Annotated in this window: 19 protein-coding genes; 12 read left to right on the forward strand and 7 right to left on the reverse strand. The window is 33.0% G+C overall.

Features of this window, described 5'->3' with window-relative positions; translation table 11 throughout:
- Window positions 1-59: 59 nt before the first annotated feature.
- Both ACM39_RS14360 and ACM39_RS14365 read left to right on the forward strand, forming a co-directional pair.
- A complete protein-coding gene (locus ACM39_RS14360) occupies window positions 60-341 on the forward strand; it encodes a FoF1 ATP synthase subunit delta/epsilon (protein WP_048511750.1) in 282 nt (93 codons plus the stop codon).
- Between the two features lie 80 nt (window positions 342-421).
- Window positions 422-1243: a hypothetical protein gene (locus tag ACM39_RS14365; protein WP_048511751.1), complete on the forward strand. Its 822-nt coding sequence runs from the start codon at window positions 422-424 to the stop codon at window positions 1241-1243.
- Window positions 1244-1329: 86 nt separating this feature from the next.
- Here ACM39_RS14365 and ACM39_RS14370 read toward each other — a convergent pair whose 3' ends face one another.
- From ACM39_RS14370 to ACM39_RS14385, 4 genes are all read right to left on the reverse strand, one after another.
- A complete protein-coding gene (locus tag ACM39_RS14370; protein ID WP_048511752.1) occupies window positions 1330-3519 on the reverse strand; it encodes a B12-binding domain-containing radical SAM protein in 2190 nt (729 codons plus the stop codon).
- A 60-nt stretch (window positions 3520-3579) separates the two neighbouring features.
- Window positions 3580-4467 carry a DMT family transporter gene (locus ACM39_RS14375; protein ID WP_048511753.1) on the reverse strand — a complete coding sequence of 296 codons (888 nt, stop codon included), beginning with the start codon at window positions 4465-4467 and terminating at the stop codon, window positions 3580-3582.
- A 59-nt stretch (window positions 4468-4526) separates the two neighbouring features.
- The gene (locus ACM39_RS14380) at window positions 4527-5798 is read right to left on the reverse strand and encodes an aminotransferase class I/II-fold pyridoxal phosphate-dependent enzyme (RefSeq protein WP_185097466.1); all 1272 of its coding nucleotides are present in this window, start codon (window positions 5796-5798) and stop codon (window positions 4527-4529) included.
- A gap of 79 nt (window positions 5799-5877) precedes the next feature.
- Window positions 5878-6915 carry a PLP-dependent cysteine synthase family protein gene (locus ACM39_RS14385; protein ID WP_048511755.1) on the reverse strand — a complete coding sequence of 346 codons (1038 nt, stop codon included), beginning with the start codon at window positions 6913-6915 and terminating at the stop codon, window positions 5878-5880.
- Window positions 6916-7136: 221 nt separating this feature from the next.
- Between ACM39_RS14385 and ACM39_RS14390 the strand changes: the two genes are divergently transcribed.
- The 8 genes from ACM39_RS14390 (at window position 7137) to ACM39_RS14425 (ending at window position 19963) form a co-directional block, all read left to right on the forward strand.
- Window positions 7137-10622 (forward strand): DUF2723 domain-containing protein, encoded by a 3486-nt coding sequence (locus tag ACM39_RS14390; RefSeq protein ID WP_048511756.1) that lies wholly within the window; start codon window positions 7137-7139, stop codon window positions 10620-10622.
- 17 nt (window positions 10623-10639) lie between these two features.
- The gene (locus ACM39_RS14395; protein WP_048511757.1) at window positions 10640-11989 is read left to right on the forward strand and encodes a hypothetical protein; all 1350 of its coding nucleotides are present in this window, start codon (window positions 10640-10642) and stop codon (window positions 11987-11989) included.
- A 12-nt stretch (window positions 11990-12001) separates the two neighbouring features.
- Window positions 12002-12529 carry a DUF1697 domain-containing protein gene (locus tag ACM39_RS14400; RefSeq protein ID WP_082140612.1) on the forward strand — a complete coding sequence of 176 codons (528 nt, stop codon included), beginning with the start codon at window positions 12002-12004 and terminating at the stop codon, window positions 12527-12529.
- A gap of 232 nt (window positions 12530-12761) precedes the next feature.
- A complete protein-coding gene (kdsA, locus tag ACM39_RS14405) occupies window positions 12762-13571 on the forward strand; it encodes a 3-deoxy-8-phosphooctulonate synthase (RefSeq protein ID WP_048511759.1) in 810 nt (269 codons plus the stop codon).
- Between the two features lie 179 nt (window positions 13572-13750).
- The gene (locus tag ACM39_RS14410) at window positions 13751-15997 is read left to right on the forward strand and encodes a TonB-dependent receptor plug domain-containing protein (protein WP_048511760.1); all 2247 of its coding nucleotides are present in this window, start codon (window positions 13751-13753) and stop codon (window positions 15995-15997) included.
- 169 nt (window positions 15998-16166) lie between these two features.
- The gene (locus tag ACM39_RS14415; protein WP_048511761.1) at window positions 16167-16544 is read left to right on the forward strand and encodes an HYC_CC_PP family protein; all 378 of its coding nucleotides are present in this window, start codon (window positions 16167-16169) and stop codon (window positions 16542-16544) included.
- Window positions 16545-16640: 96 nt separating this feature from the next.
- Window positions 16641-17114, forward strand: coding sequence for a DUF3347 domain-containing protein (locus tag ACM39_RS14420; protein WP_048511781.1), 474 nt, complete (start codon window positions 16641-16643; stop codon window positions 17112-17114).
- Window positions 17115-17200: 86 nt separating this feature from the next.
- Entirely contained in the window at window positions 17201-19963 is a 2763-nt protein-coding gene (locus ACM39_RS14425) for a multicopper oxidase domain-containing protein (RefSeq protein WP_185097463.1), read from the forward strand.
- Between the two features lie 135 nt (window positions 19964-20098).
- On the opposite strand, the gene ACM39_RS14430 is transcribed toward ACM39_RS14425, so the two are convergent.
- The 3 genes from ACM39_RS14430 to ACM39_RS14440 form a co-directional block, all read right to left on the reverse strand.
- Entirely contained in the window at window positions 20099-20698 is a 600-nt protein-coding gene (locus ACM39_RS14430) for a hypothetical protein (RefSeq protein WP_048511762.1), read from the reverse strand.
- 221 nt (window positions 20699-20919) lie between these two features.
- Window positions 20920-21786 (reverse strand): RNA polymerase sigma factor RpoD/SigA, encoded by an 867-nt coding sequence (locus ACM39_RS14435; protein ID WP_027385416.1) that lies wholly within the window; start codon window positions 21784-21786, stop codon window positions 20920-20922.
- A 269-nt stretch (window positions 21787-22055) separates the two neighbouring features.
- On the reverse strand, window positions 22056-22847 hold the full coding sequence (locus ACM39_RS14440; RefSeq protein ID WP_048511763.1) for a S1/P1 nuclease: 792 nt from the start codon (window positions 22845-22847) through the stop codon (window positions 22056-22058).
- A 250-nt stretch (window positions 22848-23097) separates the two neighbouring features.
- On the opposite strand from ACM39_RS14440, the gene ACM39_RS14445 reads away from it, so the two are divergent.
- Both ACM39_RS14445 and ACM39_RS14450 read left to right on the forward strand, forming a co-directional pair.
- The gene (locus ACM39_RS14445) at window positions 23098-24063 is read left to right on the forward strand and encodes a type VI secretion system baseplate subunit TssG (RefSeq protein ID WP_228377123.1); all 966 of its coding nucleotides are present in this window, start codon (window positions 23098-23100) and stop codon (window positions 24061-24063) included.
- Window positions 24064-24117: 54 nt separating this feature from the next.
- Complete coding sequence (locus ACM39_RS14450) at window positions 24118-25017, forward strand: TssN family type VI secretion system protein (protein ID WP_048511765.1); 900 nt, start codon at window positions 24118-24120, stop codon at window positions 25015-25017.
- Window positions 25018-25035 lie beyond the last annotated feature (18 nt).

Genomic DNA, 25035 nt, shown 5'->3' on the forward strand with positions numbered 1-25035 from the left:
AAAGAGTAAGACATTCTCTCTTTTTTCTTTTCTCTTTACTCTTTAATCTGAGAAACAAAATGAATATAAAAATTTTAACACCAGAATACGTAGTTTTTGAAGGAGAAGTAGACTCTGTATTGTTGCCTGGAAAAAATGGTGAATTTCACATCATGAAAAACCACGCGGGAATTGTTTCTTCTTTGATCGGCGGTAAAGTGAAGTTGTATGCTCAATCTATTGATGAAGCTTATACTAAAAACTTAACTAAAGAAAATGAAAAAGACTCTGTTTTTTCTTATCCAATCAAAAGCGGTGTTGTAGAATTTAATCATAATAAAGGAATTATCCTTTGCGAATAATTAAATGAAAAGCTAAATATATTTTCAAGAAAGTGTAACTTTGGTTACACTTTTTTTATGTAATGTAGAAATCTGATTTTATGAGACAAAGTTTAATTATTTTGTTTACAGTTTTAGGGATTTTATTAAATGCTCAAAATTTCAAAACCAAAAGAGGTGTCATAAGTCTCGATGGAGTACATGTTGCTAAGATTTCGAACAAATCTAATGTGTACACTTTTATGGATTTGAAAGAAACCCCCATTTATACAATAGAATTTATTGATAAAAGTATAGTAGACTCTGTAAGAGACAGTTATATAAAGGTAAACAGAATTTATAATCAGGACAAAACATTAGAGCTGGATTATAGTTCTCCGTCTGCGTTTTCGGGAGAGGAAAAATCTGCAGTTTATACTTCAATCAAAGATTTTAAAATCATTGATAACAGGGGAATCAACATTAAAAATTTGGATGAGCTTTTCAAAAATGCTCCTAAAAGAAAGTTTGATAGTAAAACGAAAGATGCTTATACAACGAAAAGTAAAATTGACAAACTCAATATTACAGTCAACAATGTTGGTGAAATTTTAAGTAATGGTGTTCCGGTAGGATATTTTGCCAATCTGCCTGTAAGTTTTGGTTCAGATGATACAATTTCTGAAAAAACTTTCGTTGATATTGAAATTTATGATGCTAAAAGTAAGCTTATCGGAAGATATATTACTACCACAAAACAGTTAAAAACTGCTGGTGGAAAGAGCTTTACCATTTATAGAGAGATGTCCGGAAGGGCTTCTATTTTAAAGTTTCCAACTTATAAAGCTCTTGCAGAAAGGATGGCAATTATGGATCCGAGTTTTATTAAAGTTCAGGATAAAGTAATTGTAGGTGAGGTTACGAAAGATGGGGTTGAGAAATAAAAAATAATTAGCTTTTAAAAATAAAAAACTTCCTGAAAATTATTTTCAGGGGTTTTACTTTATATTAAGCTGTCATTTTCAATAACCTATAAACTCAAAATCACTCCGTTTTCTTTTAACTGTTGCATTGGTTTTGAAAACCAAAATAATTCAAAGTCTTCAAGATTTTCTTCAAAATCAGTTTTCAGCTGTTGAAGCGTTATCTTTTTTGAATTATCTGTAGAATTTTTTTCAAGGGTTTTTATTAGCCATTCAGCTTGTTTCTGATCCAAATCTACAGAAACTATATTCGTTTTTAAATGGAATGTAAGTTGAGTATACGGATAAATATATTTCTTTTTTGTTTTTACGCGATTCTCAGCGATTACGTTTTTAGCTAAAAATATCACTTTAGAATTTCCTTTAAATTTAAAATCATCTTCTTCCAACAAACAGTCATGAATATAATCCGGATCAATTGTCGTTCTTGGAATTTTAAAGTCAAACCATTCCTGAAGCGGAAGTTCAAAATTGATTCCATGCATATAATTAAATAAAGATTTTTTTAAGCCGAAACTAAATTTACTGTGATCAATTCCTGTTATGTCTTTAAAATCTATATCATTGTTTGCAAATAAAATTTCCTGCCTGATGGGGGTTACTCCAAATTCCTCAGGATTGATTCCGACAGGAGAGTGAGCAGTCATGGCAAACTGATGCCAAAATCCGCTTTGTAAAATTCCCATCTCAAATAACTGACGGACCATCTCCAAGGAATCAACCGTTTCCTGAACGGTCTGAGTCGGGTAACCATACATTAGATAAGCATGAACCATAATTCCTGCTTCTGTAAAGTTTCTTGTTACTTTGGCAACCTGATCTACAGAAACGCCTTTGTCAATTAATTTTAATAATCTGTCACTTGCAACTTCAAGTCCACCTGAAACAGCAACACAACCTGAAAGTTTTAGTAAAAAACATAAATCTCGTGTAAAACTTTTTTCAAAACGAATATTAGTCCACCAGGTCACAACAAGATTTCTTCGTAAAATTTGCAAAGCAACTTCACGCATCAGGGCAGGCGGGGCAGCTTCATCTACAAAATGAAAACCTGTTTCACCCGTTGTTGTAATCAATTCTTCCATTCTGTCTACCAGAATTTTTGCAGAAACAGGTTCATAAATTTTGATGTAATCTAAAGAAATATCACAAAAAGTACACTTTCCCCAATAGCATCCATGAGCCATTGTCAACTTATTCCATCTCCCATCGCTCCATAAGCTATGCATTGGATTGGCAATTTCGATGACGGAAATATATTTATCTAATTGTAAATCAGTATAATCAGGAGTTCCTATCTCGGCCTGTTTATAATCGTGCCTTTTCGAATTATTTTTATAAGTAACTTCTTGATTTTCAATTAAAAAAGTTCTTTTAAATTCTACATTACATCCATTTATGCCTAGATTTTCATGGAGAAGTTCGATTGGTAACTCACCATCATCTAAAGTAATAAAATCAAAAAATTCAAAAACTCTTTTATCTTTTATTTCTCTTAATTCAGTATTAGGAAAACCTCCGCCCATTGCAGTTTTGATATGAGGATAATTTTCCTTTATAAATTTAGCACAACGGAATGCCGAATATAAATTTCCGGGAAAGGGAATGGAGAAACATACCAATTTAGGTTGAACTGTATCTAACTTGTCTTTAAGTATTTCTAAAGTAAAGTTATCAATAAAGGTTTGATTATCCGACAGTTTTGAATATAATTCATCAAAAGAATTAGCACTCTTTCCTAATCTTTCAGCATATCTGCTGAAACCAAAATCAGCATCAATATTTTCAATTATATAATCAGATAAATCTTCTAAATATAACGTGGCGAGATGTTTAGCTTTGTCCTGAAGTCCCATATTTCCAAAAGCAAATTCCATATCATCAAGCTGGTTGAAACGTGAAGCTTCCGGAAGAAAATTCATACTGCAAATTTGTCTTGCGAGTGTAGGATTTTTTCCTTGAAGAAAAAGGATAACCTGATCAATTGTTTTTAAATATTCATTTCTTAGCGTAAAAATTCTTTTAGAGTTTTCTGAAATAGTTTGAAGATCAATTTGTGTATCAAAAATTTCCTGAATTCCATTTTTTGAAAATAATTTCAAAATAACTTCCATCCCTAAATCTATCTGGCAGCTTGAAATATTTTTGGTATTCAAAAAGCCTTTAATATATGCTGTTGCCGGATAAGGAGTATTAAGCTGGGTAAATGGCGGAGTAATAAGAAGCAGATCTTTCAATAGAAAAATTTTTACAAATTTATTTTAAATAATTTAATTTTGTGGCTTTAGATGTATGTTCTACAGATTTTTAATTTGTTTTAGTTTTCTGCTGTCTGCAATTACATTTAAAATAACCCCGATAAGAATTAGGATGATCCCAAACCATAAATTGAAAGTAGACTTTTCATGGAAAATTAAAACACTTATCATTACTGCAATCACAGGTTCCAAAGCTCCCAAGATTGCTGCAGGAGTAGAACCAATATCTTTGATGGCATATACCAAACACAAACTTGAGATAACAGTGGTTACAAATGCAAAAACCAAAAAATTGAGAAAAGCAGTTGTGGAAGGAATTACAAAAGATTCATTTTCTATAATTGCCTTCACCATAAAAAAAACTGAAGTAAAAAGCATAGAATAAAAGGAAAGTTTAAATCCTGAAACCTTAATGTTTGTTTTGTTGACAATGACAATGTATAGTGCATAGAAAATCGAACTTAACAAGACGGTTCCTAAACCAATATAGTTGATTTCCAATCTATTACCTTTTAAACAAAGTGTAATTACTCCTGCAAGAGCAAGTAATAATGAAACGATTGAGAGTTTTGTAAGCTTTTCTTTATAAAGAAAAAACATAATTAAAGCAACAATGACGGGATAGATAAATAAAACCGTTGATGCAATTCCTGCGGTAAGAAAATCATATCCTAAAAATAAAAATTCTGAGGAAAGCGCATAACAAATTCCTAAAATAACAAATATTAATATTTCCTTTTTATTAATAGAAAAACTTTCTTTAGAATACAGTAAATATCCGCCAATCATTAAGGCTGAAAATAAAAATCGGTAGAATAAAGTAACATCTAATGAAAAATGAGCATGCTTAATGGGTAAAATGAAAATGGGGAGCAATCCGTAAGAAATTGCTGAAATAATACCTAAAACATAACCTCTAAATTTCATCTTTTATTACTTCATAAAAAACCACTGAAATTCATTCAGTGGTTTTTTTATTTTTAAGATTAAATTTCTTTGAAACTTAAACCTTGTTCTTGTAACAATTTTTGCTCTTGCTCTTTATAATAACCACCTACTAATTTGTCATGAATTGCTTCAAATGCGGCAAGAGTTTCGTTGATTTCCGAATCTGTGTGAGAAGCAGTAGGAATTAATCTTAATAAAATCATTCCTTTTGGAATCACCGGATAAACTACCACTGAAGTAAAGATTCCGTAGATTTCTCTTAAATCTTTTACTAAAAGCGTTGCTTCTACGGGCGTTCCCTGCATCATTACCGGAGTTACGCAGGTATTTGTATCACCGATGTTGAAACCTCTCTCTTTAAGTCCGTTTTGCAATTTATTTGTATTTTCCCAAAGTTTTGCTTTGATTTCCGGTCTTGTTCTCAGCAATTCCAGTCTTTTTAATCCTCCGATTACCATCGGCATTGTCAAAGATTTAGCAAAAATTTGAGATCTTAAATTGAATTTTAAATATCGGATAATTTCTTTATCACCGGCAATGAAAGCCCCGAAACCGGCCATTGATTTTGCAAAAGTTGAGAAGTAAACATCAATCTGATCCTGGCAACCTTGTTCTTCTCCGGCACCGGCACCTGTTTTACCAAGAGTTCCGAACCCGTGAGCATCGTCCACCAAGAGCCTGAATTTGTATTTTGATTTCAAATCACAAATTTCTTTCAGCTTACCTTGCTGACCTCTCATTCCGAAAACGCCTTCAGTGATAACTAAAATACCACCACCAGTTTCCTCTGCTACTTTGGTTGCTCTTTGAAGATTTTTTTCTAAACTTTCAATATTATTATGCTTGTAAGTAAATCTTTTACCGGCGTGAAGTCTTACACCATCTACGATACATGCGTGAGAATCAACATCATAAACGATTACATCATGTCTTCCTACCAGAGCATCAATGGTAGAGACCATCCCCTGATAACCGAAATTTAATAAATAAGCGGATTCTTTTTGTACGAAATCTGCTAATTCTCTTTCTAACTGTAAATGCTGTTCAGTTTCTCCCGACATTGCTCTTGCACCCATTGGATAAAACATTCCATATTCTGCAGCAGCTTTTGCATCAGCTTCTAAAACTTCAGGATGATTACACATTCCTAAATAATCATTAGCACTCCAGAAAATTACTTCTCTTCCTTGGAACTGCATTCTCGGGCCAATAGGACCTTCTAATCTGGGGAAAATAAAATATCCTTCACCATAATCTGCAAATTGTCCAAGAGGTCCTGGATTTTCTTTTATTCTTTCAAAAATATCCAACATTTTATATAGTACTTTTTAAAAAATAAAGCCTTTTGTGATCTACAAAAAAGGCTTTATTTGTATCGTGATTTTGTTTCTATTTAATAAATTCTGTTTTGAAAACTTCATCATAATTATGAACGCAGTTATTTACAAAACCTTGTTCTGCCATCCATTTATCACTGTATACTTTGGTAATGTATCTTGAACCGTGATCGGGATAAATTAAAACAACGAGATCATTTTCAGAAAATTCGTGAGTTTGAGAATATTGAATTAATGCCTGTGTAACGGCTCCTGTAGTATAACCTCCCATAATGGCTTCTTTCAGGGCTATTTCACGGGTTCTGTAAGCGGACATTTCATCATTTACTCTCACAAACTCATCTACTTTGTCAAAAAGAAGGGCAGAAGGAATTAAGTTTTTTCCCATTCCTTCGATTTGATAAGGATGAACATCTTCCTTATGGATTTCTCCTGTCTCGTGATAGCTTTTCAGAATAGAACCATCAGCATCTACACCAATGATTTTTATGTTAGGATTTTTTTCCTTTAAAAATTTCGCCGAACCAGACAAAGTTCCGCCTGTTCCTGTACAAGCAAACAGGTGAGTGATCTTACCTTCCGTCTGTTCCCAAATTTCAGGGCCTGTAGTTCGGTAGTGTGCATCAATATTCAACTCGTTAAAGTATTGATTGATGTAAACTGAATTTGGCGTTTCTGAAGCAATTCTCTTGGCTACTTCATAATACGATCTTGGATCATCCGCAGGTACGTTAGCAGGGCATATATATACGATTGCACCAAGTGCCTTGAGATAAGCGATCTTTTCGGGTTTCGTTTTATCACTTACGGCAAGAATACATTTATATCCTTTAATGATGCAAACCATTGCAATAGAAAATCCGGTATTTCCGGATGTAGTCTCTACAACTACAGAGTCTTCTTTTAATAAACCTTTTTTCTCAGCGTTTTCTATAATATGAAGTGCAATTCTATCTTTAGTGGAATGTCCAGGATTATATGATTCTAACTTGGCATAAACGGTTGCAGGAATTTCTTTTGTAACAGTATTTAGCTTCACCAAAGGAGTCTGTCCTATAAGGCCAAGAATATTATCGTAAACATTACTCATTAGTTTGTTATTTTCAATAAAAATCTGACCGCAAAAATACAAAAAAATAAATAATTACTAAACTTTTGTTTGATTTCTAAGCAAGGAGTATATAAATTTTATTTTTCGCCTTGCGATCTGAGGATGAAACTTTTCAAAAAGCGAGCCAAATTCTTTAAATTTTGTTAAAAACAGTTTCAAATCATATAAAAGCCTTATTTTCGCGTAATTGATTTAATACTATGAAAAATTGGACTTTTAGGCAATGGAACACCATTTTGGGATGGGTAGTTTTCGTTATTGCATTTTTCACGTACTTGTCCACCATAGAACCCAATTTCAGTTTTTGGGATTGTGGTGAGTACATTTCTTCTGCGGTAAAATTGGAAGTAACGCATGCTCCCGGGGCGGCTTTATTTCAGATAGTGGGTGCTGTGGCAGCCATTTTTGCTTTAGGAAAGGGCGAAAACTATTCTATCGTTATCAATGCAATGTCTGCATTGTTTAGTGCTTTTACTATTTTGTTTTTATTCTGGACGATTACGCATTTCGTCAGAAGACTTTTAAACAAAGATTTTGAAGAAGTCACGAAACATCAGGAAATCTCGGTTCTTTTTGCAGGGCTTGTAGGCGCATTGTGTTTTACATTTTCAGATACATTCTGGTTCTCAGCTGTGGAAGGTGAAGTATATTCGATGGCGTCAATGTTTATTGCATTATTAGTTTGGTTGATTACTAAATGGGAAAACGAATACCAGGCTCCGGACAGCGAGAGATGGATTATCCTTATTTTCTTCATTTTAGGACTTTCTGTAGGAGTTCACATGATGTGTATGTTGGCGATTCCTGCAATTTGTTTCGTATATTATACAAGAAATTATAAGTTTACTTGGAAAAACTTTTTGTGGGCAAACGTTATTACTTTAATTATTTTAGCAATTGTATTTAAGGGTATTTTTCCTTTAATCATGACAATGTTCGGAAGGCTGGAAATCTTCTTTGTAAACGGTTTGAGCTTACCTTTCCATTCAGGAACGATTGCAGGGTTTATTTTAATGATTGCTATTTGTTATTTCCTTATTAAATATGCTAAAAGAGCAAAGAAAAATATTTTCCAGACCATTGCTTTATCGGTTGTTTATATGATTATAGGGTTTTCTTGTTGGATGGTAATTCCTATCAGAGCGAATGCCAATCCCCCGATGAACCTAAACGATCCGGATAATGCGATCGGAATGTTGGATTATTATAACAGAGTTCAGTATGGTGACTGGCCTACAATTTATGGTCAAAACTATACAGCTTTCCTTGATGCAAACGGTATCGAGAAAAATGAAGACGGAAGTTTCAAGACTCAAAAGACAGGTGATTCTTACGAAAAAGATGAAAAAACGGGAATGTATAGAAAAACTGGAGACAGATTCAATTACGTTTTTAATAAGTCTCAGGTAAGCTTTATGCCGAGAATGTTTAATGAAGATAAAGACGTAATGTCGAACTATATTTCTATGTACGGAGCGCCGGATTTTCAGTTTAATTACGGAAATGAAGATGTTGCAGATAATCCTGAGGCCAAACAGGTTTTTGATGAGCTGAGAAAGAAATATGAAGATAAGTCGATCACCGTTTCAGATTACTTAAAGGTAAAGCCTTATAATTTGATTACCGTTCAGAAACCTTCTTTGGCTCAGAATATGGATTATTTCTTTACATTCCAAAACGGATATTATTTTGTAAGATATCTGATGTGGAACTACGTAGGAAGACAAAATGACCTTGAAGGAAATATGGAAAGCACAAAAGGTAACTGGATTTCGGGTATTTCTTTTATTGATGATGCTTTGTGGGGAAGTCAGGAAAAAATGCCTGCAAAATTCAAAAATGAAAGCACTGTAAAATTCTTCTTTTTACCTTTATTGTTAGGATTAATCGGATTCTTTTTCCAAATGAACAAAGATTTTGGAAGGTTTTATGCGATTTTATCTTTATTTATTATTACAAGTGTTGGTATCATTTTCTATACAGGAGTAAAACCTTTTGAACCGAGAGAAAGAGATTACGCGATGGTGGGATCCTTCTATGCTTTTGCGATTTGGATTGGACTTGGAGCCGGAGCAATTCTTTGGTTTCTGCAATCTAAAGTAAAGTCGAATGCAGCGAATATCGGCATAGGGGTAGTCCTGTTAGGAGTTCCTTTTATGATGGGCTTCCAAAACTATAATGTTCATGACAGGAGCGACAGGTATACAGCTTATGATTATGGATATTCAATCTTAAAAACATTACCAAAAAACGACATTTTATTTGTTTATGGTGACAATGATACGTACCCGGTTTGGGCAATTCAGGAAACAGAAAGATTCAGGGATGATGTAAAAGTGGTAAACTTTACCCTTTTATCAACACCTTGGAATATTGATCAGGTAAGAAGAAAGACTTATAATGCAGATGCAATCCCAAGCCAGCTGACTCATGATGATTACAGAGATGGGGTGAATGATCAGATTTACTTGATGAAAAAGGAAGACTGGCAAGGAATTTTTGCTTCATTAAAAGAACAGGGTGTACCGGAAAACGAGTTTCAAGGTTTCAAAAAATACCTTGTTCAGGATTCAATGACGTTGAAAGAAGCAGTAAATTTTATCAAACAAAAATCTCCTCAAAAAGATGAAATTCTTAAAATGATTTTTGGTGAAGACAGATATGAAAAGTATAATTTCCTGCCTGTAAAAAAATTCATTTTACCAGTCAACAAAGACAATGCTTTGGCAGCAGGAATTATTAATCAAGCTGACCTTCCAAATACAGCCAATCAAATTATGATTAATTATAAAGCAAACACACTTTATAAGAATAATTTGATGATGTTTGATGTATTGGCAAATTTTGATTGGAAAAGGCCAATCAATTTCTCTTCAGGAGGGGTTTATGACAGCGAAAACATTTTTTATCTTGATGAGTATCTTCAGTTTGATGGTTTCAGCTACAGATTAATCCCAATTCATACACCTCAGACTCCGGATGGTGAAATGGGAAGGGTAGATGCAAATTCTCTTTACAAGACAGTGAAAAACTTCAGATGGGGTAACTTCAAAAACTTAAATAATCATTTCGATGAAACTGCAACTTCAAACATTATCAGCTATAGAAGTTCTGCAAGCAGGGCTGCGGCAGCATTAGCAGTGAGCGGACAAAAAGAAAAAGCTGCTGAACTGTTAGATCTGGCTGCGAAAGAAATTCCGGCTCAGAAATATAATGATCCTCGTTCTCTAAGCTCAATTGTTTATGGATATATTGTTGCTGGACAGGAGAAAAAAGGTTTACAATTGGCAGAAGTTCTTAAAAAAGGAATTTTTGAAGAATATGATTATTATACAAGCCTTAAACCTTCTGAGCAAAGATATTTAAGAAGAGCAATGGGCGCTAAACCAGCTGAATATTCGATGGTGGTGAAAGCTGTTACAGATGCATATAATCAGACGGGACAAAAAAATAAAGCTTACGATTATCTTGTAAGATCTATTGAGCCAATTGATAAAAAGTTTAATACTTTTGTCGGAAGTCTTAAAGAAATGGGTAAAGAAAAAGCAATGGGTGAGTCTGAAAATGTTCAGAAAATCACACCATTTTATCAGTATTTATTTGATATTATGGAGCCATTTGATTCTACGTACTCCAAGGAAAAAGAAGAGCAGATTACAACAGCAATCATAAAAGCAACTCAATAATTAAAAACATTTTTAGAATGATGAAATATTTAGAAAAAACGGATTTTCCCTTAAAAGTTTTTTCAATAGCAATTTTTATATGGATACTTTTAGCAGTAAGTATTTTCTTACTCAATAAATATGTGGTATTTACCGGGAACAATCTTTTATTTCCTTTCTCGGTAATTTATCCATCCTCATTTCTTATAATAGGCAGTTTATTCTGCCTATTATTTTTAGGTACAGCCTGTCTGGCTTACTGCTACCACCAAAAATTAAGCTTTTTTGTAGTTTTCCTTATATGTATTTTATTAATTGTATTTGGGAATATGGGACAGGGAAATATAGATATCGCTTTCCTGCAGCCGTTTTATTACAAAGGACGGCAATATTATACTGATGCCGTAAACATTACAGACTGGAAATTGTGGATTTTAAATTTTAATAGTAATCTTGAATCTTTCCAGCTTCATACAAAGACACATCCGCCTTATACAACATTACTTCATTACGTTTTTCTTGAAATATTTAACGGAAGTATTTTAGGTATGAGTCTAGGTTTTCTGACAATTTCACTATTAAGTTTTCCTTTAATGAATATTGTAATGAAAAACTTTAATATTGATATTACAAAAAGAAAACTTTTATTGTTATTATTTGCTGTGATTCCATCTGTGAATATTTATCTTTTGGTTTCTATTGATGCTGTAATCCTTACTTCAACATTATTATTTCTTTGCGGAATTTCAAAAATTTATTTGAGTAATAAATTAAGTTTTCTGGGAATTTTAATGGCTTTAGCCGGAATAATCATGACAAATATGCTGACGTTTTCAGGATTGTTTTTATTTGCATTTTTGGGATTTTTATCATTGGTAACTTTATATAAAAAGAAATTTTCAGTTATTATTGCTTCTGCTATTTGTTTCATTTTGACGGTTGGATTCTTTTATTTAAGCTTTGAATATACAGGAAGCAATCACTTAACGACTTTCTTTGAAGCAAGCCGTTCTGAAAACCCAAATGGTTTTATGCTATTGCATTCACCTATTATTTACTTCTTCACAAGGCTTGAAGATATGGGTGAAATCCTGATTTTTCTTTCGTTTGCCTATATAGCTTATTTCTTTAGTTTTAAAAACAAGAATTTTAATCTTTTTACGGATAAACAGATTAATGCTTTTTGTTTTGCAGGAATTGGAGCTTTAGGGTTGATGTTTTTAACCGGAGCTTACGGGACCGGTGAAACAGCAAGAGCCTGTTTGTACATTGTGCCATTTTTTGTTTTATTTTTGAAAGATTTGAAATATGAAAGTTTAAGCATTTTATATGTACTTTGTTTATTACAGACTTTCGCAATGCAATTAATAGGAAATTATTACTGGTAAAAAACTGAAATTATGAAATACTGTGCTTTTCTTCGAGGGATAAATGTGAAAGGAACCAATATGAAAATGGCTGCTGTTTGCCAGGTTTTCAAAGATGCGGGAATGAATGATGCCATTTCGGTTTTAGCTTCCGGAAATATTGTTTTTTCTTCTGATAAAACTAAAGAAGATTTAAAAAAAATCCTTGAAAAGGCAATGTCTGAACATTTTTCGTATGAAGCATTTCTATTCGTGAAATCTCAGGAAGAAACAGAAAACGTCTGGAACGGAAATCCTTTTGAAAAGAAAGATGATTTTCATACGTACGCTTTTGTCGGAAATGATGGAGTGGAAAATGTTTTAATGAAAGAATTCGAAAATGCTTCAAAAACTGAAACTGAAGATGCTGTAATCATTAATAATATTTTCTATTGGCAGGTTACAAAAGGAAATACTTTAGATTCTACTTTCGGGAAAATTTTAGGGAAGAAAAGTTTAAAAGATCAATTTACCAGTAGAAATATCAATACTTTTGAGAAGGTTTTAAAGAGAATGAATTGATATTTTCAAATAATATTTTTTCTTCCGCTGATTTTGCAAATCAAGCAGATATAAGTTGAAATTTATTAATCTGCAAAATATGTAGGAGATTTTATTGGCGCAAAAATCACAATAAAAGATAAAATTAGAAAGACTAAAATTATTGTGGTCATAGGTCTGTTAAAGCGCTCAAATAATTTTCGATTCTGAAAGTTTCTCAGTATTTTTACTGAACTTTTTAATAAAAAATAAAATGATTCAGTATTTAGATAATATTCACCATAAAGATTCAAAAAACTTTTTCCTTATTGCCGGGCCTTGTATTATTGAAGGCGAAGATATGGCATTAAGAATTGCTGAAAAAGTAATAGAAATTACCAATACATATAACATTCCTTATATTTTCAAAGGAAGTTTTAAAAAAGCCAACAGAAGCAGAGTAGACTCGTTTACAACGATTGGTGAAGAAAAATCTTTGGAAATCCTTAAAAAAGTAGGGGAAACTTTCAATATTCCAACTACAACAGATATTCACGAAAACGAACATGCAGCTTTGGCCGCGCAATACGTTGATGTTTTACAGATTCCTGCATTTTTGGTCCGTCAGACAGATCTTTTGGTGGCTGCCGCCAAAACAGGAAAATGCGTTTCGTTAAAAAAAGGGCAATTTCTTTCTCCGGAGTCGATGAAATTTGCGGTTCAGAAAATTACAGATTCTGATAATCAAAAAGTTGCTATTATTGAAAGAGGAAACTCCTTCGGATATACAGATTTAATTGTTGACTACAGAGGGATTCCTACGATGAAAGAGTATGCACCTGTAATTCTGGATGTTACACATTCTTTGCAACAGCCAAATCAAAGCTCGGGAGTTACCGGTGGCAGACCGGATCTTATCGAAACTATTGCTAAAGCAGGAATTGCTGTAGGAGCAGACGGAATTTTTATTGAAACTCATCCGACTCCTGAAACGGCTTTATCTGATGGTGCAAATATGCTGAGATTGGATTTATTAGAAGATTTGTTGCAAAAGCTGACAAAAATTAGAGAGGCTATTTTATAATTTTTTCAAACTAAATACTAAATCAGACTTATTTAATTTTTTATTGAATTAAAGCTTTATACCATTAAGGAAACTTAAAAACTTGATTGTGAAAAATCATTTTAATAAATGTTAAATAAAGTTTAAATAAGTTAAAATAAAATTTATATATTCACGTTTGAAATTTTAAAACATTTCTTTTGAAAAAACTAGTTTTACCACTAAGCCTTATCGTTCCTGTATTAGTATTCTCTCAGACCAAAAAGAAGGATACGTTAAAGACTACCAATATTGAGGAAGTTGTTTTCCAGAAAAAAGTAACGGGAAGTACGAAGGATATTACCAATGTGAAAATTTCGGCAAAAGATGCTAAAAATGTAGCGAGCATTTCCGGAGGTATCGAAGGGATTATCAAGACTTTACCTTCCGTAAACTCAAATACGGAACTTTCTTCTCAATATATGGTGCGTGGTGGAAACTATGACGAAAACCTTATTTATATTAATGATATTGAGATTTACAGACCATTTCTGATTAGAAATTCTCAGCAGGAAGGTTTGAGTATCATTAATCCCGATATGGTTTCTACGGTCAATTTTTCTGCAGGTGGTTTTGAACCGAGATATGGTGATAAAATGTCATCTGCACTGAATATTTATTATCGTGAACCTGAAAAATTTGAGCTTTCAGGTGAGGGAAGTTTAATTGGTGGAAGACTGACGGCCGGTTTTGCTTCCGGAAAAGATAGTGAAGGCAATAAAAAGTTTACTGCTTTATTTTCAGGAAGATATAGAAATACAAACCTTGTTCTTAATACATTAAAGGAAGATACAGACTTTAATCCGAAGTATATGGATTTTCAGACGTATCTTAATTATCATTTCAGTCCAAAATTTACGGTATCATTTATAGGATATTATTCCAAGAATGATTACGAAATGATTCCTAAAGAAAGAAGCGTAGATTTCGGAAGCTTACAAAGACCTTTGAATCTTACCGTTTTCTATAACGGAAAGGAAGATGACAAGTATAAAAACATGATGGGAACAGTATCTGCGAATTTTAAACCTTCAGACAAATGGAAGTTTACGCTCGATGCTTTTGCTTATCAGAACAGAGAAAGAGAATATTACTCTATTGGCTCTTCTTATATTTTACAGACATTTGATCCGATTACAGGAGATCCTGTTACATCTTATGATGCTGGCGGACAGATAGAACATGCTAGAAACGATTTATTTGTTAGAACGTACGGGACGCAATTCAGAGCTCGTTTTTCACCAAATGTAAATACGGATATTGAGGTTGGTTTTAAATATGAAAAAGAAAACCTGAAAGATATGACCAATGAGTGGAAATTGGTTGATTCAGCAGGTTACAGTATGCCGAGACCGATTGATGATCCTAGAATTGGTGATTTTTCAGACCTTGATTTATATTATCATATTGCAGGAAATAATCATATCGAGCCAACAAGACTTTCGGCATACGCGCAATATTCCCAGAAATTTTTCTGGGGCGCAAGTAAAGTCTTTGTAAATGCAGGAGCGAGAGTTTCTAACTGGAGTTTTAATAAAGAAACTATTTTTTCACCAAGATTCCAGTTCGCAATTAAACCTGACTGGGATTCGGATATGTTATTTAAACTTTCCGGGGGTATTTATTATCAGTCACCTTTTTATAAGGAAATTAAAGATTTAGACGGAAATTTTAATCAAGATATTAAGTCTCAACGTTCGTTACAGTTGATTTTAGCAAACGATTATGAATTTTATATGTATGACAGACCGTTTAAATTAACGACTGAAGCATACTATAAAAAAATGGATAACCTGATTCCTTATTATATGGATAATGTGAGAATCCGTTATTCAGGAAAAAATAATGCGACAGGTTATGCATACGGGCTAGATGCGAGATTGTACGGAGAATTTGTTCCAGGTGTAGATTCTTGGTTATCTGCAAGTTATGCGAGAGTTTATGAGAATGTTGATGGAAGAGGTGATATTCCTAGGCCAACAGATCAAAGATTCAGGTTTGCAATGTTTTATCAGGATTATATGCCGAAATTCCCTAAAATGCGTGTGAATCTTACGCTAGTTTATGCGATGGGATTGCCAACTGGTACACCTATAGTTTTCGATGAAAATGGTAAACCTGATATTAATGTAAGATATCAATATCAAAAAACATTGCCAGCTTATAAAAGAGTCGATTTGGGACTATCTTATGCATTTATTGAACCGAAAGAAAAGAAATCAGCGTATGGTTTTTGGGATAATTTTGATGAACTGACTTTAGGTGTTCAGGTTTTCAATGCGTTTAATATTAGAAATACAGTTACTAACCAATGGGTTTCTGATGCAAGTACCAATTTATCTTATCCTGTTCCTGTACGTTTAACAGGACGTTTCTTTAATGTAAAACTTGAATTTAAAATTAAATAATTAGATTGTAAAATGTATAAATGAATATCTGAAAAATCAGCTTAATCAGCGGAAAATAATAAAAAAAAGCTTCTGAATTTTCAGAAGCTTTTTATTTCCTAAATTTTATAACAACAATACAAAATTCTATAACACCAGATTAAAAGATATTTTTACCTTTGTCTTAGTAATGAAAAAGATTCTTGCCATAATATTTTCTATTTTCTACTTCGGATTTTCTTCCGGAGCAGTTTTTAGTGTTCATTATTGTATGCAGGAAATGGTTTCTGTAAGTCAAAAAATTGATGATATTTGTGCTAAATGCGGCGTTAAAACAAAAAAAGATTGCTGTAAAACAGAAATTAAACTGGTAAAAGCAGATGATTCTCAAAAGTCTGATTTGCTTAAAATTGACTTTTTAAAACAGATTTCTGAAATTCAGAATCACGAATTTTTCTTTGTAGATAAATCTTTTTCAGCTACAAAATTTACTCAGATTCAAATTAATGCTCCGCCGGAAAATAGGTCGCTTCCTATTTATATCAGTCATTGTAATTTTAGAATTTAGAATTCGTAGGTTGTTTGTTTATATTATTATAGACGACACAGCTTGTCGCAATATGTGATTTCAAAAAATATTTTATTTATTCTAAAATTTAAAACAATGAAAAAATATATCATTACAGCAGTATTCACTTTATTTTCAATTATCTCAATTTCAGCACAATCTAAAAAAGATGCTCAGGTTTCTAAGTTATATCAAAATTACATTGCTATAAAATCTGCTCTTGCTTCAGACGACGCTGATAAAACTTCAAAAGCAGCAGCAGAATTTATCAAAACGGCTTCTGCTATTGATTATAAGTTAGTTTCTGAAGGTAATTTAAATATTCTTAGAAAAGACGCAACCGTGATTTCGGAAGCAAGGAATATTGATGCACAAAGAGAAACATTTTTCAATCTTTCAGATAACATGATTGCTTTAACAAAGGAATTTACACTGTCTGAAAAACCAATCTATATTCAATATTGCCCAATGGCTGACGGAAGCTGGCTTAGCGATGAATCTAAAATTATAAATCCTTATTACGGAAAGTCTATGCTTTCTTGCGGAAACGTAAAGTCGACGATTAAATAATATTTTATTTTTATTTAAATAATAATAAGTTGTATAGTTTAAATGATTAAATTTTCACTATACAGCTTTATAAAGTCCGAAATATTATGAAAAAGTTGATACTATTTCTGGTACTTTTGTTTTCTGTTTTTAATTTTTCGCAAACAACAAAAACGTTATATACTTGCCCGATGCATCCCGAAGTTATTTCTTTGCAACCAGGCGATTGCCCAAAATGCGGAATGACTTTAAGGAAAAAAGCGATTGTGCAAAAGCCTGAAGTTGCAGAAAAACCACAGGTAAAAACTTTGCCGAAAACAGAAACAAAACCTGAAATTAAGGATGAGATCACTAAGGTTGAGAAAAAAGCTGCAATAAGAAAGGTAAGGAAATCTTTTGAAGCTGATAAAATTAAACCTTCTCTAAATTTAAAAATCCAAAATAAAACTTCATCTGAACAATTTCAGCCTAAAAAAATCTACACTTGTCCAATGCATCCCGAAGTTACTTCCGATAAACAAGGAAAGTGCCCGAAATGCGGAATGGATTTAGTAGAAATTGAAAATAAATTTCAATCTCAACAGTCTGAAAAAGAATCTCGAAATTATGTTTTAAAGAGAAATTCAGAAAATGGAAAAGTTAGTTTTGGAGGGAAAACCGTTCGTTATGATCTGTATGTAAAAGATACGATTGTGAATTTTACAGGAAAAAACCGCCGAGCGATTGCTGTCAACGGAAAATTACAGGCTCCGACCTTATATTTTACAGAAGGAGATACTGCGGAAATTTATCTTCATAATATGCTGAAAGAAAATACAGGTTTTCACTGGCATGGTGTGATTGTACCAAACGAACATGATGGAGTTCCCTATTTGACGACTAAACCTGTAAAACCGGGAGAAACGCATTTATATAAGTTTGCAATTTCCCAAAACGGGACGTATTGGTATCATTCCCACGACGGTTTGCAGGAACAAATAGGAATGAATGGAATTTTGGTTTTCAATAAAAGAGATGGAGAGCCAAAGATAAATTATACTAAAGAAATCCCAGTATTACTGGGAGATTGGAGTGATGAAGATCCGACACAGATTGCGAGACGGCTTCACATGGCGAATACAGATTGGTATGCAATCAAGAAAAATGCAGTTCAAAGTTACTGGGAAGCCATAAAATCCGGAAACTTTGGAACAAAAGCTCTGAACGAATGGAAAAGAATGGAAGCGATGGACGTAAGTGATGTTTATTATGATAAATTTCTCATCAACGGACAACCAACTTCTGATTATTCTCAATTAAAAGCGGGTGATAAAGTTCGGCTGAGAGTGGCAAACGGGGGGTCTTCCACTTATTTTTGGCTGAATTTCAGCGGTGGTAAAATAAAAGTTATTGGAAATGACGGAAATGATGTTGTTCCTACGGAGGTTGACCGACTAATTATTGGTGTTTCAGAAACTTATGATATTGAAATAACGATTCCTGAAAATAAGAGTTTTGAATTTCGCGCCACTTCGGAAGATAGAATAGGGCATGCTTCACTTTGGCTGGGGGCAGGTGAAAAAATTGAGGCTCCGAACTTACCGGGATTAAAACTTTTTGAAGGCATGAAAATGATGAACGGAATGATGGAAATAAGCGGCAATATGAAGCCGATGAATATGACGATGAGCAATCAGATGATGGATATGAATGAAGTCATGTATCCTGAACTTTCTGAAAGTCAAAGAAAAATGACAATGAAGCATATGAATGAAATGATGGGAAGAAAGTCTAAAGAAAAAGAGCATTCAAATCATTCAGGAATGGATACGCAGGAAGAGAAGTCTATTAAAAGACTGTCTTACAATATGTTGAAATCTCCCGAAAAAACAATTCTTCCGACAGAAAATGTTCGTGAAATAAAATTCACTTTGGAAGGAAATATGAACCATTATTTATGGACTTTAGATAACAAAACTGTTACGGAAACGGATAAAATTTTAGTGAAAAAGGGCGAAATTCTGAGAATTACGATGTACAATAATTCTATGATGCGCCATCCGATGCATCTTCACGGTCATGATTTCAGATTGTTAAATTCAAAAGGAGAGTATTCCCCGCTGAAAAATGTAGTTGATATTATGCCGATGGAAACCAATACGATTGAATTTGCCGCCAATCAAGATGGCGATTGGTTTTTTCATTGTCATATTCTGTACCATATGATGGCAGGAATGGGAAGAATTTTTAGTTATGAAGATTCAACACCGAATCCTCAGCTTCCGGATAGAAAATTGGCCTGGAAAAATTTCATGAAAGATAACCGAATGATAAGTTCAATGGCGATGCTTGATATTCAGACTAATAAGATGCATGCAGAAACCATGACTATGTTCGGGCCGAGATGGGCAAACCTGAATGAATTTCATACAAATTGGGATTTTACTCATTTTGACGGAAATTTTAAAGTCGGAAGATTTTTAGGGAAATTTCAATGGGCTTTACCTTATGCAGGTTTTAGAATTCAAAAAAATCATGAAATTATGGAAAGACGAATGATGGAAGAAATGGGAATGAATTTTGATGGGAAAAGAACTTGGTTTAGACAGCAAAAAGCCTCTAAAAATAAAGCGACTTTCATTGTTGGTATGCAATATCTTTTACCAATGCTAATTACAGCTGATGCAAGTATTGACCAAAACGGTAAAGTTTTACTGGAATTAAGCCGGGAAGATATTCCGCTTTCGAGAAGACTGAGAGGAAATTTTACTGTAAATTCTGACGGAGAATTCAACACAGGATTACGATATATTTTACAAAAATGGTTATCTGTTTCCGGAAATTATGATAACGAACTGGGGTGGGGAGCCGGGATTACTTTAACCTACTAAAGATAGACTGCTTCAATTTTGAGGCGGTCTTTTTATTTTCCACAGAGGTTGCATATAAATTTCAAATAACAATATAATATAAAAACAAGTGTTAATCCTTCTGGCATCGATTATTAAGTATCAAGATTGAATTTATTATTTTACATTTTTCAATTCGTTTAATAATTGATTTTGTTTCGTGATAAAATTTTCTAGGCTATCTGTTTTTAAAGGATGTGCATCTTGATATTTTTCTATTTCAGGAAGGGTTTTTCTGATTTTGAAAACGATATATTCATCATGAATTTTTACTCGGTTTTTATTTATTTCTTCAATTAAATCTTTGATATGTTTAATTTTTGAGTTGTATTCCTCTGAACTAAATTTGATTTCTTTTTCGATTTCTTTTCTTGTTATAGAATCAGTTACAGATTTTGCGAGAGTTTCAGCATTATTATAATATGTTTCAGATTTACTTATAATATTATCATATTGTGAAGTTATTTCCTGAGTTTTGCCATCAATGCTATTTACTTTATTATTTAAGATCTGAAGTGTCTTGTCGTTTTTGATTAATTCACCATAAATTTGATGAATCATGTTTACATCACGCGAATATAGTTTACTGTCTTTTAAGGAAGTTATTGAAGATTCTGCGTTATCAACAGCATTTTCTACAAGTGGCTTATTGTCGGGTTTATTTTCTCCACAAGAAAAAAGCAATATCAATGACGAAGCTAAAAATATTTTTTTCATAGTTTGTTTTTAAATTCTATTGTCATTTCAACGGAGAAATCTCTTAATGTAATTGATATATTTATTTAGAAATTCTTCACTTAGATGCACTACGTTCAGAATGACAAAGTATGTTATTAAAACTTGATTTTGTTTAATTAGTTGAAGATACCCTAAGGTTTGTTACAAAAAAAGCGAAGCTTGAAAATCAAACTTCGCCTAATACATTGTTACGCTAAAAATTATTTACCTAAATAAGATTTTAGAATCTTGCTTCTGGTATTGTGTTTTAGTCTCTTAATCGCTTTTTCTTTGATCTGACGAACTCTCTCTCTGGTAAGGTCGAAAGTTTCACCGATTTCTTCAAGAGTCATCGGGTGTTTACCGTTTAATCCGAAGTACAATCTTACTAAGTCGGCCTCTCTTGGAGTTAAAGTATTTAACGCTCTTTCGATCTCTATTTGAAGAGATTCAAGCATCAAATCTTTATCAGGACTTGGAGATTCTCCGGAACGTAATACATCATAAAGATTAGAATCTTCACCTTCTACCAGAGGCGCATCCATAGACAGGTGTCTACCGGAGTTTTTCATAGATTCTTTGATATCTTCCTCGCTCATGTCAAGAACTTCAGCCAATTCTTCCGGGGAAGGCGGTCTTTCGTTTTCTTGTTCAAGGTGAGCGTATGCTTTGTTAATTTTGTTGATGGAGCCGATTTTGTTCAATGGCAATCTTACAATTCTTGACTGTTCTGCCAGAGCCTGTAAAATTGATTGACGAATCCACCAAACCGCGTAAGAGATAAATTTGAAACCTCTTGTTTCATCATACCTTTTTGCTGCTTTCATCAGTCCTAAGTTACCTTCATTAATCAAATCGGGTAAAGAAAGACCTTGATTCTGGTATTGTTTTGATACTGAAACTACGAAACGAAGGTTGGCTTTGATTAATTTCTCCAGTGCAGCTCTGTCGCCTGCACGTATTCTTTGTGCCAAATCTACTTCCTCGTCCGCAGTGATCAGCTCAACTTTACCAATTTCCTGCAAATACTTGTCTAATGAAGCAGTTTCCCTGTTGGTAACCTGCTTGGTGATTTTTAATTGTCTCATTTATTTTATCCTCAAAAAAGAGTTACTATAATATTATACGTTTGAAAAGATAAAAAGGTTACACATGTTTTAATTATTTTTCATTTAATTAAAATGAATTTGAAAAAATAGTTGTAAATTGTGGCTCCCACGACTCAGAATGTAGATTTTGAGTAAAATTATTCTAAAATTTTAATGGTTTAAAAATATTATCAAAAAAAGCGAAACTTAAGTTCCGCTTTATAATTTTTAAGTTTGATTATTTTCCAGAAGTCAGTAATAATAGACTATTAAAACAAATCATTCAACAATTTAGCTAATCTTAAACCTCCGTAAAGAAGTTGTCTTTCTAAGGTATCATTAAATTTATACTGATAGTCATAAGATAATTTTGAACCATCCGGTGTTTGTGCATAGATTTTATTCGCGATTTTATGAGAATCATATAACCAGTCTTCCAATGTTCCCGTCTGGATTTGTTTTACTTCGTCGTTAGACTTAATATCCAAAAGCTTCGAATATTCTGTATAGCTGTATTTTTGAGAATCTACTAACTTCCCGTCCCAGACTGAATGTAGATTTGTTTTATCTCCAAAATATGTAACGTTGATTTTGTTTCCTCCCAAATCCTCAGAACGGCCAACGTGTAAAGGCTGTGCTAAATCTCCCATAATATGAATTAGGAAAATTAAAGCAATTTTTCTGTCTTTTTCAGAAGTTTTTTCATCCTTAATCTGGCTTGATAACGTTTTTACCTGAGTATACAAGCTCGGACCAGCCTGGGCTTCCAAATTTTTCTCAAAGGCTTTGAAATCCGTTTGTGGATCAATATTTACATAATGCCAAGCTGAAGCCTGTTTCCAGACACCTGTAGTATCAGATTTAATAAAATCCGGCCAGTTTGCCCAATAAGCAAGGCGTTCTTTACCCATTATTTTTTTGATTTCCCTTCTTGCCTTTCCGGAAAGGTGGTTTTCTGCGATTTCTGCAATAATTCTGTGCCCCGTCAATCCCCATGCATAAGAATAAAGCGAAGATGTAATGAATGCTAAAATCAGAATTTTAGAATAAATACTTTTCATTTTAAATAACATTTTCAAGGGGCAAAGATACGGTTAATTTGAAGTTTAAGAATAAGCTTAATAAGAAAGGGTGTATAAATTTAACTCAATCTTAAAATAAGATTTGAACTTAACTTTAATTTTATATGTTTTACCGTATTTTTACGGATAATGATGTATAATATTCTTTTTAATGCCAATAAATTAGTATTTTTAAAATAAAATTATTGGGAAAATGTTTTTTCAATAATAAGAGATATATTACCTTTGCATGCCGATAATCACAGGAAACACTATGTATGAGAATAATATTGTAGATATGAATTACAATAAGCTGCAGACAGATTTTAAAGCTGAATCTGTGGCAGTCAACCTATTGAAATACCACAGAGCAGTAAGCAATATTTTTATTGAGCGAATAGGAATTAATGATAGAGCTTATTTAAAGGATATCAAAAGTATTTCAAGCAATTATTTAGGTTTTGACGAAGAAGTCTTTTTGATAGAAACATATAGGGAGGGGATTTATGATTATCTTCCGGAAGGGTTGTTTCATCCGCCATCGCTTGGGGCTACCCGAAAAAATGTAGAAAGTGTCGTAAAAGAAATTCGCAAACAAAAAAGAGTAGAAGAGGACGCGAGAAAGTTTTTTAAACCTTTTGAACTAGAAATATTTTTCACCGAAATCAGTTCTTTGCTTAAAGAACATGATTTTGATATTTCAAGTGATACAGATTCTTTACTTGATACGGTGAGTGAACTTTGGCCTCTACTCAGCCTGCTTGATAAAAAGAATGCTTATATTTTTATCTATATTTTACCTTTTTTTCATCAAATCAGGGGAGATAAAAGATGGTTTGAAAGATGTATGACAGCATTTTTACAAGTTCCCGTGGAAGTCACTTTTGCACCGAATATTATTGATGATATCGAAGAAAATGATGATTCGATGTTGTTGGGGAATTCGAGATTGGGAGTGACCTATATTCCGAGCGGAAGACATATGGACGGACAGAGAAACTGGGTAGTAAATATAGGGCCGATTCCTTATTCAGACATGAAGAAATATATTGATGGAAATCCGTTCAGGAAGGTTCTTCAGGCTTTGTATGATTATTTTTTACCAGTAAGTGTAGATGTGAAGGAAAATTTTATCACAGAAAAGAAGGAATATTCATTTGCTTTAGAAGATGATGAAAGAAATGCTAACCGCCTTGGATACTCTACATTTCTGTAAAATATTTTACTATATTTACAACTACCAACAAAATATTAATTTGAAAAGAAAAAAATGGAAATTTCTTCAGTAAAAGGAATCTTTTTTAGGTATATTTTAATGCCTTTATTTGCGGTTATCATGATGGTTATTCTTGGGGTAATCAGAAGAAATAAACCTGCCATAAAAATCAAAACCATTATCATATACGTTCTGCTTTGCAGCTTGTGCCTTGCTATTCCTGGAATTTTCGGGTTTGCAGGCAATCTTTTTAATCCTTATTGGTACCTTATTTCGCAAATTATTTACCTTATTTTTGGTATTATTCACGTCAATTTATTGCATAGATTTTTCAGAAAGCATATTGATTCTGTGGGGATGAGTATTTTGTTTGAATCTATACTCTCAATCACTTGTATTGCTTTTGGGGGCTACCTTTTTTATCTGATTTTTGAATGGATGAGCAGGGGAATGGGATATCCTGTCATGGCTGCCACCAGCATGTTTATTTTCCTGGTTCCGATGGTATTTTACTATTGTTATATCCAGTTTATCAGCATTCCGGTTGATATTTACAAAACATGGAGATACTCACCCGATCAAAGGCTGCCGGATTTTGAAGGTGCTGATTTTGACAGATTAATGGTTTTAAATGTTGAATTAAGTAAGAATTTAGAAGATGCCAACAGATTTAGAATTAAAGCTAAAACTTTGCCGACAGGAGTAACTTTCGGGGACTGGTTTTACAGGGTGGTAGATGATTACAACCACAAAAATCCAAGCTCTATTATTCATCTTTCAGATCAGGAAAGAGAGCCTTATTACTGGATTTTCTATACAAAAAAATCATTTTTCAGTTTCAGAAAATATATAGATTTTGATAAGGATATTGCAACAAACAGTATTTCGGAAAACGAGGTGGTGATTTGTAAAAGAGTGATCCAACACGAAGAAGAAGGAATAAGAAGACCATAAAACACACAATTTTAAAGA

It is taken from the genome of Chryseobacterium sp. FH2 (assembly GCF_001045455.1).
Taxonomy (GTDB): domain Bacteria; phylum Bacteroidota; class Bacteroidia; order Flavobacteriales; family Weeksellaceae; genus Chryseobacterium.

Coding starts and splice junctions, on each gene's coding strand:
- ACM39_RS14445 (WP_228377123.1), top strand. CDS start 23,098: ATGCCGATAATCACAGGAAACACTATGTATGAGAATAATATTGTAGAT.
- ACM39_RS14430 (WP_048511762.1), bottom strand. CDS start 20,698: ATGAAAAAAATATTTTTAGCTTCGTCATTGATATTGCTTTTTTCTTGT.
- ACM39_RS14400 (WP_082140612.1), top strand. CDS start 12,002: ATGAAATACTGTGCTTTTCTTCGAGGGATAAATGTGAAAGGAACCAAT.
- kdsA (WP_048511759.1), top strand. CDS start 12,762: ATGATTCAGTATTTAGATAATATTCACCATAAAGATTCAAAAAACTTT.
- ACM39_RS14425 (WP_185097463.1), top strand. CDS start 17,201: ATGAAAAAGTTGATACTATTTCTGGTACTTTTGTTTTCTGTTTTTAAT.
- ACM39_RS14365 (WP_048511751.1), top strand. CDS start 422: ATGAGACAAAGTTTAATTATTTTGTTTACAGTTTTAGGGATTTTATTA.
- ACM39_RS14420 (WP_048511781.1), top strand. CDS start 16,641: ATGAAAAAATATATCATTACAGCAGTATTCACTTTATTTTCAATTATC.
- ACM39_RS14435 (WP_027385416.1), bottom strand. CDS start 21,786: ATGAGACAATTAAAAATCACCAAGCAGGTTACCAACAGGGAAACTGCT.
- ACM39_RS14440 (WP_048511763.1), bottom strand. CDS start 22,847: ATGAAAAGTATTTATTCTAAAATTCTGATTTTAGCATTCATTACATCT.
- ACM39_RS14390 (WP_048511756.1), top strand. CDS start 7,137: ATGAAAAATTGGACTTTTAGGCAATGGAACACCATTTTGGGATGGGTA.
- ACM39_RS14415 (WP_048511761.1), top strand. CDS start 16,167: ATGAAAAAGATTCTTGCCATAATATTTTCTATTTTCTACTTCGGATTT.
- ACM39_RS14375 (WP_048511753.1), bottom strand. CDS start 4,467: ATGAAATTTAGAGGTTATGTTTTAGGTATTATTTCAGCAATTTCTTAC.
- ACM39_RS14450 (WP_048511765.1), top strand. CDS start 24,118: ATGGAAATTTCTTCAGTAAAAGGAATCTTTTTTAGGTATATTTTAATG.
- ACM39_RS14385 (WP_048511755.1), bottom strand. CDS start 6,915: ATGAGTAATGTTTACGATAATATTCTTGGCCTTATAGGACAGACTCCT.
- ACM39_RS14395 (WP_048511757.1), top strand. CDS start 10,640: ATGATGAAATATTTAGAAAAAACGGATTTTCCCTTAAAAGTTTTTTCA.
- ACM39_RS14360 (WP_048511750.1), top strand. CDS start 60: ATGAATATAAAAATTTTAACACCAGAATACGTAGTTTTTGAAGGAGAA.